Annotated in this window: 9 protein-coding genes; 5 read left to right on the top strand and 4 right to left on the bottom strand. The window is 71.4% G+C overall.

Annotated elements, in window-relative coordinates:
• Positions 1-95 precede the first annotated feature (95 nt).
• The 4 genes from ABD481_RS20595 (at position 96) to ABD481_RS20580 (ending at position 3,518) form a co-directional block, all read left to right on the top strand.
• The gene (locus ABD481_RS20595) at positions 96-1,106 is read left to right on the top strand and encodes an SMI1/KNR4 family protein (RefSeq protein ID WP_344667335.1); all 1,011 of its coding nucleotides are present in this window, start codon (positions 96-98) and stop codon (positions 1,104-1,106) included.
• A gap of 102 nt (positions 1,107-1,208) precedes the next feature.
• Entirely contained in the window at positions 1,209-1,679 is a 471-nt protein-coding gene (locus tag ABD481_RS20590) for a carboxymuconolactone decarboxylase family protein (protein WP_344667334.1), read from the top strand.
• 225 nt (positions 1,680-1,904) lie between these two features.
• Positions 1,905-2,564, top strand: a complete 660-nt coding sequence (locus ABD481_RS20585; RefSeq protein ID WP_344667333.1) for a hypothetical protein — start codon at positions 1,905-1,907, stop codon at positions 2,562-2,564.
• A 411-nt stretch (positions 2,565-2,975) separates the two neighbouring features.
• Positions 2,976-3,518: a hypothetical protein gene (locus ABD481_RS20580; RefSeq protein ID WP_344667332.1), complete on the top strand. Its 543-nt coding sequence runs from the start codon at positions 2,976-2,978 to the stop codon at positions 3,516-3,518.
• A 635-nt stretch (positions 3,519-4,153) separates the two neighbouring features.
• Here ABD481_RS20580 and ABD481_RS20575 read toward each other — a convergent pair.
• The 4 genes from ABD481_RS20575 to lepB form a co-directional block, all read right to left on the bottom strand.
• The gene (locus ABD481_RS20575; protein ID WP_344667331.1) at positions 4,154-4,867 is read right to left on the bottom strand and encodes a hypothetical protein; all 714 of its coding nucleotides are present in this window, start codon (positions 4,865-4,867) and stop codon (positions 4,154-4,156) included.
• Between the two features lie 35 nt (positions 4,868-4,902).
• Positions 4,903-5,241, bottom strand: coding sequence for a hypothetical protein (locus ABD481_RS20570; RefSeq protein ID WP_344667330.1), 339 nt, complete (start codon positions 5,239-5,241; stop codon positions 4,903-4,905).
• 187 nt (positions 5,242-5,428) lie between these two features.
• A complete protein-coding gene (locus tag ABD481_RS20565; protein ID WP_344667329.1) occupies positions 5,429-7,489 on the bottom strand; it encodes a phosphocholine-specific phospholipase C in 2,061 nt (686 codons plus the stop codon).
• 205 nt (positions 7,490-7,694) lie between these two features.
• On the bottom strand, positions 7,695-8,609 hold the full coding sequence (gene lepB, locus ABD481_RS20560; protein ID WP_344667328.1) for a signal peptidase I: 915 nt from the start codon (positions 8,607-8,609) through the stop codon (positions 7,695-7,697).
• 219 nt (positions 8,610-8,828) lie between these two features.
• Between lepB and ppc the strand changes: the two genes are divergently transcribed.
• Complete coding sequence (gene ppc, locus ABD481_RS20555) at positions 8,829-11,585, top strand: phosphoenolpyruvate carboxylase (RefSeq protein ID WP_344667327.1); 2,757 nt, start codon at positions 8,829-8,831, stop codon at positions 11,583-11,585.
• Positions 11,586-11,767 lie beyond the last annotated feature (182 nt).

Raw genomic sequence — 11,767 nt, 5'->3', positions numbered from 1 at the left:
GATCGGGGTGCGCGGGCTCCATACCCGCAGGCCCGGCGGAGCCGGTACCTTTCTACCCGGACCCTACAGAAATGAAGGCCGGAGCGAGACCTCACATGGCACAGGCATCCGCACAGCGGCACGGCATACCGAACGGCCAGTTCGCCGGACGGATCATCGAGTTCAGCGATCCCGAACTCGACCGCAAGTTCCCGCACGGCATCTACCTGACCATGCACGGATACCCGGAATTCGCGGTCTATGCACGGCACACCGTGCAGATCGCCGATCCGCCCTCCGGCCTGTCCGTGGACGAGATCCGGGTCACCGACACCATCGCCGCCAACCTGCTGGCCGCCGGCACCGGCGACCCGCTGTGGGAGGGCCGCGCGCCGACCGCCACGCCGCAGGGCTGGACCTGGGCGCACGCCGCGGAGTCCCGGATGCTGCACTGCGTCCCGGTGGAGCTGCACGGCGCCTTCCGGCACCACGGCGGCATGGCCACGCTGAAGGCCGACCGCAACCGCTCCGGGCTGTTCACCGAGGGCATGCTGGAGCCGGTCGCCTTCGAGCGCAGCGGCTCGGTGCCGGAGGAGGCGATGAAGCAGCTGGAGCAGCACCTGGGCTTCGGGCTCCCGGCGTCCTACCGGCGGTTCCTGGCCGGCACCGACGGCGGCCGGCCGATCAGCCCGGCGGTGAACCTGGCCGGCGGCTTCATCGCCGACCAGTGGCTGTTCGGGCTGCGCCGGGAGGACCCGCACCAGGACCTGGTCTACGCCAACCAGGCGCTGTACGACCGGTTCACCGAGGAGTTCCTCGGCATCGGCTACGTCCAGGGCGGCATGCTGGCGCTGAAGATCCGCGGCACCGACCCCGGCTCGGTCTGGCTGTTCGACGACGACGACCCGCGCGACTCCGAGAGCCGCGACGCCGTCAGCGTCTGCGCCGAGCTGCTCAAGAAGGTCGGCAACGACTTCGACGACTTCGCCCGGCACCTGGTCGCGCTGCCGCAGCAGATAGTCGACATCGCACGCTCGGCGGTGGACTCCGGCCACGCCAAGGCGGTGACCGACGTCGAGCACCTCGGCGCCGCGCTGCCGGCCGCGCTGAAGGCGCCCGGGCACTGAGCCGGTCCGGCTATGACGCGGATCACACCGGTCCGCGTCACGGCCGCTCCCGCCGTTCCGTCTCGTAGGTGAACCACCTCGCGACGACCTAGGGAGCACACCATGGCAGCCCGCCTGAACGCGTACGAGAACCCGGCCCTGAGCAAGGTCTACAAGTACTTCATCGCCGCGAACCAGGCCCTGGTGGCCTCGCCGCTGCCGACCGAGGTCCGGCATCTCGTGGAGATCCGGGCCAGCCAGATCAACGGCTGCGGCTTCTGCGTCGACATGCACACCAAGGACGCGGCGGCGGCCGGGGAGACGCAGCAGCGGATCAACCTGGTCGCGGTCTGGCGCGACGCGACGGTGTTCACCGAGGCCGAGCGGGTCGCGCTGGAGCTGACCGAGGCCGGGACCCGGCTGGCCGACACCGCCGGGGTGGGCGAGGAGCTGTGGGCGGCCGCGGCCGCGCACTTCGACGAGGAGCAGCTCGGCGCGCTGGTGGCGGCGATCGCGCTGATCAACGCCTTCAACCGCGGCAACGTCCTGACCACCCAGCCGGCCGGGGACTACGTGCCCGGCCAGTTCAACTGACCGGTTCGCCGGCCGTACTTCCCCCGCGCCGCGCGCCGTCCCCGGCGCGCGGCGGACGCACCGGTCGCCCATCAGTTGTCAGTCCACTGGCACCATCGGAGCCGGTGCGCTTTTTGTTCTGTGCAAATACACGCCACCCGAATGCTGGCTCTCCCGTGACCTGCTGATCTCCCTCCGCGTTGAGGGGGCAGTTCCTCCACCAGATCACGATGAAAGGAGTCGGCGGTGCGCAAATTCCTGTCCCTCGCCGCTATTGCCTTGTCCTCCGGCGGGGCCATGGTGGCCGCGTCCGGGGCGGCCCAGGCGGCGACCGGTCCCAGCCTGTGCAGCACCCCGTGGGTGAGCGGTCTGTCGCACACCGACGAGGCCTGCGTCAGCGACCACGGCACCATCCACGTCGGCATGGCCGACGTGGACATGACCAACGACTACTGCGTCGAGGGCACCTCCACGTGGGAGGGTCCGTGGGCCACCGAGTCCGCCCCGGCCTCGCTGGGCTGCGGCCACGGCCACCACATGACCCCGCCGACCACGACCCCGGTCGAGACCCCGCCGCCGTGCGAGGTGTGCACGCCGACCCCGCCGCCCCCGCCGCCGCCGTGCGAGGTGTGCACGCCCACCCCGCCGCCCCCGCCGCCCACCACGACCCCGTGCCCGCCGCCCCCGCCGCCGGTCACCGAGTGCCCCCCGCCCCCGCCGCCCACCACGACCCCGTGCCCGCCCCCGCCGCCGCCGGTCACCGAGTGCCCCCCGCCCCCGCCCGGCCCGTGCCCGGACCCCGACCAGGACTCGACCGGCGACACCGGCTGGCACGGAGCCCCGGCCGGCGGCCACACCATGGGCGGCCTGCCGATCGTCGGCAGCGCGCTCGGCGGCCTGCTCTAAGCGGGAAACGTCGGCCCGCCCCGGTCCAGAGAATGGACGAATCAGATCCGACAATCACTGGATTTGATGATTTTCAGACCTCTGGGACCAGTCCCTGACTGGCGGGGCGATGGCGGATCGGAAAATAGCGAGATATCAAAGGTCAACGGCACTCGCTATCGGCCGTCGAACTGACGAAGGAGACGTTGCACTACCCGCCTCACCTGCTGTGATGCCATATCCATCAGAAGGCGGAAAGTACGAAGAACAACGTCCACTCAATCACTCGTCAGTGTCTTCGACCGAGCGGCGTGATCGGCTGATATACGATTCTCCACGAATGGCAGTAAGGTTCAGAAGCGACGAGGTGGCGGGCTCCACCATCGCCCGTCGGGAAACACAGATCCAACTCGACTAGGAAGAATGATCATCATGGCATTTCTGAAGCACGCCACCGCTATCGCCCTCCTGGCAGGCACGGGTGTCATGGGCATGGCCGGGGTCGCGTCCGCGGCCGCCGACAGCGCCTGGAACGGCGGCGCGGAGCACCACGACGCCGGCGACAACGCGGTCGGCCAGGGCGGGGTCATCCCGGTCAACGCCCTGAACGACGTCAACGTCGCGCCGAACTTCGGCTGCCTGCTCGACCAGACCGTGCCGGACCTGACCGCCCAGAGCCTGGTCGGCCTGATCCCGGTCGGCGTGAGCCTCAACCACCTGCTCCAGCACCCGAACCTGAACGTGCTGGCCAACGGCAACACCAACGTCGACACCTACGACTACTCCTGCACCTCGAACCAGGGTTCGTCGCAGGCCGGCAACGACAGCCACGGCTCCGTGGGCGCGGGCGACAGCTTCAGCAACCACAGCACCGCCGACGGCGCGGGCTCGCAGAACGCGGGCAACGGCGCGGGCGCGGGCGGCCTGCTGGGCGCGACCGGCGTCCTGGGCAAGGGCGGCCTGGACCTGTACTAGATCCGGCCGGATCACACGGCGCGTGCCGGAGTCCGCTCCGGCACGCTCCCCCTCGCACTCTCCCGAGGCCGGCCCGGTCCGACCTCGACGCAAGGCCCTGCGGGACGCGTACCGCGGGGCCTTTCGCTTGCCCCGGAACGGCCGGCCGGCGGGTGTCCGGGGGCGGGTGCTGGGGGCGGGTCATTCGATCGGGGTCATTCGATCGGGCGGTTTTCGCGCCGGGGCTCCGGGAGTGGCCGCCAAGAAATTCGACATCGGCCGAGGCTTCGACCGGGATTTCGGCCGACGGGTTCGGCTTGCTTCGGGCCTGCTGGTTCGGCTTGCTGGTTCAGCTCGCTGGTTCAGCTCACTGCTTCGACTTGCAGCTTCAGTTGACCGGTTCGGCTTGCGGCTTTGGTTGGCCGGTTCGACCTACCGGTTCAGCATGCTGCTTCGGCCAGCAGCTTTGGTTGGCTGCTTCGGCTTGTTGCTTTGTTTGGCAGCTTCGGCCAGAGATTTGACTCGCGGCGGTCACCAAGCCGCCGCGGCCGTGCTGTTGCTCTTTCGCTCATCCGCCCGCGCGATCACCGCGGACGGGTCGCCGTCGGTGCGGCGGGAATCCCTGCTCGCCGCACCGACCGCGTGGCGGCCCCGCCTCAGCTCTTGGCCTTGCCATCCTTGAGCGCGTCCCGCACCTTCTTCGCGTCCGCGACCGCCTTGCGCAGGTCCTCGCGGGCGCTCTTGGCCGAGCCGCCGATCGCCTTCACGGCGTCGGACAGGGCCTTGCCGTCCGGGCTCGGCTTCAGGGCGAGCAGGGCCTGCTCGCGGCCGTCGAGGGCGGTGTCGGCGGACTTCAGCTGGACGGTGAGGTCGGCCAGCAGGTCCTTGTTCGCCTGGGTGTCGGCCTGGGGGTCCTTGGCCAGGCGGTCGGCCAGCTCGTCGTGGATCTTGGTGAGCTTGGCGACCGCGTCGGTCTCGGCGGCCAGCGCGTGGGTCAGGTGCACCTTCGGGGCCACCAGGAGGTAGACGCGGTAGTCGTCGACCATCGACTTGCCGTCGGCGCGGACCGCGGCGACCGTGGTCTCGCCGGCCACCTTGGTCTTCAGCGCGGTCAGGGCGCTGAGGTCGGAGGACAGCAGCGTGGAGAGGGTGGTGCGGGCGGTGTCCGGGACGTCCTTGGCGGCGGTCAGGCGGGTCTGGAGGTCCGCCAGGGTGCTGAGCCGGTCGGTGAGGCCCTCGGTGACCGCGGCCTTGGCCTTGGTCAGGGCGGCGCCGGAGTCGGTGGTGGCGGCCTGCGCGGGCAGGGCCGCGACGCCGACGGCGAACAGCGCGCCGACGGCGGCCGCGCTCAGGCGGGTGCGAAGCGACATGATCGGTTCTCCTTGAAGAATCTCGGGGTTCGGTCTCAGCCGTTGTCGTCGGCGGTGTGGGTCGGCTCGGCCGAGCTCAGCGCGCCGTCGATGTCGGACAGCTGCTGGTCCAGCGACGACAGGTCGCCGTCGGGGCCGGCCGGCACGCCGTGCGAGTCGGTGCTCGCGGCGGCACCCGAGGTGCCGGTGGCGCTGCCCGTACCGCTGCCCGTGGCGCTGTCGGCGGCGGCGCCGACGGCCGGGGCGGAGGAGGAGCCGGCGCCCGCCCCGGCCGGCGACGTCCCGCCGGTACCGGCGGAGCTCTTGCCCGAGCAGGCGCTCAGGGCGGCGACGCAGGCCAGGACGGCCAGGGCCGAAGCGATTCGCGACTTCATGCCTCGATGGTCGCCGCCAGGCGGTAAGTGCCCGATCAATAAGGGATCTGTAAGGAACCGGAAAAGCCCGCGGCCGGCGGACCGTCCCCACGGTCCGCCGGCCGCGCTTTCGCGGAAACCGGTCCTTGTACTTGTCTCTGGTTCTTGCCTCTGGTTCTTGCCTCTCGGTCGCCCGACGGGCGCCCGATCAATGCGTGATGATCGCCGGGTCGCTGACGCTCGGCTTCCCGTCCTCGACGTGCCCGGCGAAGCGCCGCACGAACGCCGCGTCGTGGTCGGACTTCACGGTCACGTCGTACCAGCCGCCCGAGCCCTGCGCGTGCACGACGTGCGTCACGTGCTGCCCCGGACGCAGCCGGTGCGAGGCCGGGCGGTCGTTGCGGTAGGCGTCCGTCACGGTCAGCGTCACCGTCGCGGACCCGGTGTTGGTCAGCGTCAGCTTCAGCGCCCGGTCGTCGCAGACGTGGGCGGCGGCCGCCTCGGGCCCGGCCGCGGCCGAACCGCCCTTGAACTCGCGCAGGAAGCCGTTGGCGCCGCGGACGTCGAAGTCGTACGCCCCCGCCACCGGCCAGGTCCCGGTCAGGTGCTGCCCGGCGCCGACGGTGTAGCTCCAGGGCCCGTGCGCGTCGGTCAGCGAGGTCACCACGAAGTTCGCGCCGGCCCGGCCGTGGCTGGCGAACGCCACCGTCAGCGCCCCGCCCGCGAGGCGGCCGTCCGCCGCCAGGTCGTACGGCAGCGCGCGGGCGGGGCGCCGGCCCGGCTCCTGCTTCGGCATGCTGATGCCGGCCGGCAGCGTCACCGGGTAGCTGGCGTGGCGGGCGTGGTCCGGCGGGACGTAGGCGCCGGTGGCCGGCAGCGCCGGGACCTCGGTCTCGCGGCGGCCGAAGTCGAAGGCGGTGGTCAGGTCGCCGCACACGGCGCGGCGCCACGGCGAGATGTTGGGCTCGCGGACGCCGAACCGCTGCTCCAGGAACTGGATCACCGAGGTGTGGTCGAAGGTCTGGGAGTTCACCCAGCCGCCCTTGCTCCACGGCGAGACCACGAACATCGGCACCCGCTGGCCCAGGCCGTAGGACCCGGCCGAGAAGCCGTTGCCGCCGGCGAAGTACTCGGTGCCGGCGTCCGCGGTGGAGGCGCCGGGGACCTGGCCGCCGGGCGCGAACGGCGGGACCACGTGGTCGAAGAAGCCGTCGTTCTCGTCGTAGGTGATGAACAGCGCGGTCTTGGCCCACAGCTCCGGGTCGGAGGTCAGCACGTCCAGCACCTGCGCGATGTACCAGGCCCCGTAGTTCACCGGCCAGTTCGGGTGCTCGCTGAACGCCTCCGGCGCGGTGATCCAGGAGACCTGCGGCAGCTTGCCGTTCTTCACGTCCTGGGCCAGCAGCTCGAAGTAGCCCTGCCCGGCCGCGGCGTTGGTGCCGGTGCGGGCGTTCTCGTACAGCGCGTCGCCCGGCTTGGCGTTCTGGTACTGGTGGAAGTACAGCACCGAGGTGTCGCCGTAGTTGCCGATGAAGGCGTCGTCGGTCCAGCCCCAGGAGCCGTTCGCGTCCAGGCCGGTGCCGATGTCCTGGTAGATCTTCCAGGACACGCCGGCCGCCTGGAGGCGCTCGGGGTAGGTGGTCCAGTCGTAGCCGGCCTCGGCGTTGTTCAGCACCGGGCCGCCGGCCTTGCCGTCGTTGCCGGTGAAGCCGGTCCACAGGTAGTAGCGGTTGGGGTCGGTCGAGGTCATCAGCGAGCAGTGGTAGGCGTCGCAGACCGTGAAGGTGTCGGCCAGCGCGAAGTGGAACGGGATGTCGTTCCGCTCGAAGTGCGCCATCGTGCCCGGGCCCTTGGCCGGGATCCACTGGTCGTAGGCGCCGTGGTTCCAGGCCTGGTGGCCGCCGTTCCAGCTGTGGTCCAGACCGTCCAGGAACTTCAGGCCCAGGTCCGGCACGCCCTCGGGGTGCCAGGGCAGGATCTCGTTCCCGGAGCCGTCCGCCTGGTGCCACACCGGCTTGCCGTTGGGCAGCCGCGCCGGCCGCGGGTCGCCGAAGCCGCGCACGCCCTTGAGCGTGCCGAAGTAGTGGTCGAAACTGCGGTTCTCCTGCATGAGGATCACCACGTGCTCGATGTCCTTGATCGTGCCGGTGCGGCGGTTCGGCTGGACCGCGGCGGCCCGGGCGATGCTCGCGGTGAGCATCGGAAGCGACGTGGCGGCGGCGGTCCCCCCGGTGATCTGGAGGAAGCGGCGGCGATTGACTGCGGTCATGCGGCGACTCCTGTGTCGGCCTGGCGGCCCCCGTGTGGGCTATGAGCCACCTGGGTGGCTCGACACAGTGTCGGCGGGCGGTGCCGAACACTCGGCCACCACGAGGCGAACCTTCGAGGAAAGCCCCACGAACCGGCAGGGACGCCCGGGCCGGGACCCGCTCAGGCCCGGGTCAGGACCGGGTCCTGACCCGCTCAGGACCCGCTCAGGACCCCGCGGGGTGGTCGTCGCGCAGCCAGGACACGACCCCGACCACGTGGCCCACCACGTTCTTGGTCGGCACGAATCCGGCGTCGCCGCCCTTCTTCAGGTAGTTGTACGAGGAGTCGCCGGAGCGCTCCCGGTTGTCGCCGAGCACCCACAGGTTGCCGGGCGGGACGATGACCTTGTAGACGCCGTTCGCGCACGGCCGCCCGGTCTTGCCGTTCATGATGTACGCGGACTCGTCCAGCGCCGCGCCGTTGCGGAACAGCGGGCCGTCGGCGCTCTTGCACTCGATGGTGTCGCCCTCGACCCCGATGATCCGCTTGATCAGCAGGTCGTCGTGCTGGTCCGGGAGAATGCCGACGGCGGCCAGCAGGTCCGGCAGGTTGAACGCGCCGCCGCTGCCGCCGCCGGTGCTGAGCATCCAGTTGTGCGGGTCGTGGAAGACGATCACCTGGCCGCGCGCCGGGGCGCCGCCGACCCAGTGCGAGAGCTTGTCGACGAAGACCCGGTCGCCCTTGTAGGTGGTGGGCTCCATCGACGGCGAGGGGATGTAGTACATCTGGATCAGGAAGGTCTTGATGATCGAGGTCAGCGTCAGCGAGATGACGACGTAGCCCAGGATCTCCAGCCAGCCCGGGATCCGGCGCCGCTTGGTCCGGGAGCGCGCGGCCCGGCGGCCGCCGCCGCGGGTCGGGGTGGGCTCGGCGGCATCGTCGTAGCCGTCATAACCGTCATAACCGTCGTGGGCGTCGGAGCCGTCGCCGCCCGACTCGGAACCCGGGACACCCGGGCCCGAAGGGGCCTGTCCCGTCCCGAACCCCGAGACGGCGGGTTCATAGCCCGGGACGGCGTCACGGTAGGCCGGGACGCCCGGCTCCGGGCCCAGAGCCGCGTCGTGTTCGGTAGCGGCCACGTGCGCCCCCCGTTTTCTGGTCCTCACGTTATCGATTCACCTTATGGCCGATCTCCGGGCCGTGGAAGAGTCCACTGACCGGACAACTGATCGGCCGGCGTTCCGGCCCAGCTTAGAGTGGGCAGGAATCGGGACGATCCAGCCAGCCACCAGGAGGCCGCCGTGTCCGCCCTTCCGCCGCCCAAGTCTGAGGACGTCGCCGGAGAGGACGTTGGTTCCGTGAAAACGACGACGACGGCGGGGCAGAGCCCCCTGCGGGAAGGCGACGACGCCGAGCTGCGCGCGGCCATCCGCCGGCTGGGCGACCTGCTCGGCCAGACGCTGGTCCGGCAGCACGGTCCGGAGCTGCTGGAGCGGGTCGAGGCCATCCGGGCGCTGGGCAAGCAGGGCGCCGACGTGTCCGAGCTGCTCGCCGCGGTGGCCCCGGCGCAGGCGATCGAGCTGGTCCGGGCCTTCACCGCCTACTTCAACCTGGCCAACACCGCCGAGCAGGTGCACCGCGGCCGGGAGCTGGCCGCCACCCGGGCGGCCGAGGGCTCCTGGCTGGGCCAGGCCGTGGACCGGATCGAGGCCGCGGGGCTGGCCGGCTCGGCCGCCGACGCGGTGCGCCACCTGTCGGTGCGGCCGGTGTTCACCGCGCACCCCACCGAGGCGGCGCGGCGCACCGTGCTGGCCAAGCTGCGCAAGGTCGCCGAGCTGCTGGAGGCCCCGCAGACCGCGCTCAGCGAGCGCCGGCTGGCCGAGACCGTCGAGCAGCTGTGGCAGACCGACGAGCTGCGGATCACCCGCCCGGAGCCGGTGGACGAGGCCCGCAACGCCGTCTACTACCTGGACGAGCTGGCCGCGCACGCCGCCCCGGAGGTCCTGGAGGAGCTGGCCTTCGAGCTGCGCCGGCTGGGCATCGAGCTGCCGCTGTCCGCGCGGCCGCTGAGCTTCGGCTCGTGGATCGGCGGGGACCGGGACGGCAACCCCAACGTGACGCCGCAGATGACGCTGGACGTGCTGGAGCTCCAGCACGAGCACGCCATCCGCAGCGCGCTGGCGACCATGGACACGCTGCGCGAGCTGCTGTCCACCTCCGAGCGGATCGCCGCGCCGACCGCCGAGCTGCGGGCCTCGCTGGACGCCGACCTGGAGGCGCTGACCGAGATCCCGGGCCGGTACCGGCGGCTGAACGCCGAGGAGCCGTACCGGCTCAAGGCCACGACGATCCGGCAGAAGCTGATCAACACCCGGCAGCGGATCGCCGAGGGCCGGCCGCACGACCCGCGGCGGGACTACCTGGGCACCGCCGAGCTGCTGCGCGACCTGACGCTGATGCGGGACTCGCTGCTGGCCGACCGCGGCGAGCTGATCGCCTGCGGCGAGCTGGAGACCGCGATCCGCAAGGTCGCGGCGTTCGGGCTGCACCACGCGGTGCTGGACGTGCGCGAGCACTCCGACGCGCACCACCACGTGCTGGCGCAGCTGTTCGACCGGCTCGGCGACCAGCCGTGGCGCTACGCCGACCTGCCGCGCGACTACCGGACCCGGCTGCTGGCCAAGGAACTGGCCTCCTCCCGGCCGCTGTCGCCGCTGGGCCAGGTGCCGGCCGAGACGCTGCTGGACGCGGCCGGGGTGAAGACCTTCGGGGTGTTCACCGCGATCCGCGCCGCCTTCGAGAAGTACGGCCCGGACGTCATCGAGTCCTACATCGTGTCGATGACGCGGGGCGTGGACGACCTGTTCGCCGCCGTGGTGCTGGCCCGCGAGGCGGGGCTGGTCGACGTCAACGCCCGGACCGCGGCGATCGGCTTCGTCCCGCTGCTGGAGACCCCGGACGAGCTGAAGGTGGCCGGGCAGATCCTGGACGAGCTGCTGTCGGACCCGTCGTACGCGGCCATCGTCGCGGCGCGCGGCGGCGTCCAGGAGGTGATGCTCGGCTACAGCGACTCCAACAAGATGGGCGGCATCGCCACCTCGCAGTGGGAGATCCACCGCGCGCAGCGCGAGCTGCGCGACACCGCGCTGCGGCACGGCATCCGGATCCGGCTGTTCCACGGCCGCGGCGGCACCGTCGGGCGCGGCGGCGGCCCGTCCCACGACGCGATCCTCGCGCAGCCCTGGGGCACGCTGGACGGCGAGATCAAGGTGACCGAGCAGGGCGAGGTGATCTCGGACAAGTACGCGATCCCGGCGCTGGCCCGCGAGAACCTGGAGCTGACGCTGTCGGCGACGCTGGAGGCCACGGTGCTGCACCGCGCGCCTCGGCAGTCGGCGGAGGACCTGGCGACCTGGTCGGCGACGATGGAGCGGGTCTCGGCGGCGGCCCAGGACCGCTACCGGGAGCTGGTCGAGCACCCCGACCTGCCGGCCTACTTCTTCGCCTCCACCCCGGTGGACCTGCTGGGCGATCTGCACCTGGGCTCGCGGCCCTCGCGCCGTCCGGACACCTCGGCGGGCATCGACGGCCTGCGGGCGATCCCGTGGGTGTTCGGCTGGACCCAGTCCCGGCAGATCGTGCCGGGCTGGTTCGGCGTCGGCACCGGGCTGGCCGCGGTACGTCAGAGCCCTGAGTTCGCGGACGCGGACTGGCGCGACATGTACGAGCGCTGGCACTTCTTCCGCAACTTCCTGAGCAACGTGTCGATGACGCTGGCGAAGACGGACCTGCGCATCGCCCGGCACTACGTCGAGACCCTGGTGCCGCGCGAACTGCACCACTTCTTCGACACCATCACCGAGGAGTACGAGCGCACCGTCGCCGAGGTGCTGCGGGTGACCGGCGAGTCCGAGCTGCTGGGCCAGAACACGACGCTGGCCCGGACGCTGCGGGTGCGCGACATGTACCTGGACCCGATCTCCTACCTCCAGGTGTCGCTGCTGAAGCGGCAGCGGGACGCCGTGCGGGACGGGCGTCCGGTGGACCCGGACCTGGCGCGGGCGCTCCTGCTGTCGGTGAACGGCATCGCGGCGGGGCTGAAGAACACCGGCTGACCGGAGGGCTCGGCGCCGGCGCGGCAGCCGGACGCCGGGCCTTCGAGAAGCGTTGAGCCTAATGATTCCCGGGAGCGAGTCCATGGGGCAGACTTCCGGGTTACAGCTGCCGGCTGGTGAGCACTGCATTGGCCTGGACTATCAAGTCCTAATCAAAGAACGTGCCCCAGCCGGTTGGCCGG

This window comes from Catenulispora yoronensis (assembly GCF_039531695.1).
In the GTDB taxonomy this organism is placed as follows: Bacteria; Actinomycetota; Actinomycetes; order Streptomycetales; family Catenulisporaceae; genus Catenulispora; species Catenulispora yoronensis.
This window is presented reverse-complemented; position numbering and strand designations above follow the sequence as displayed.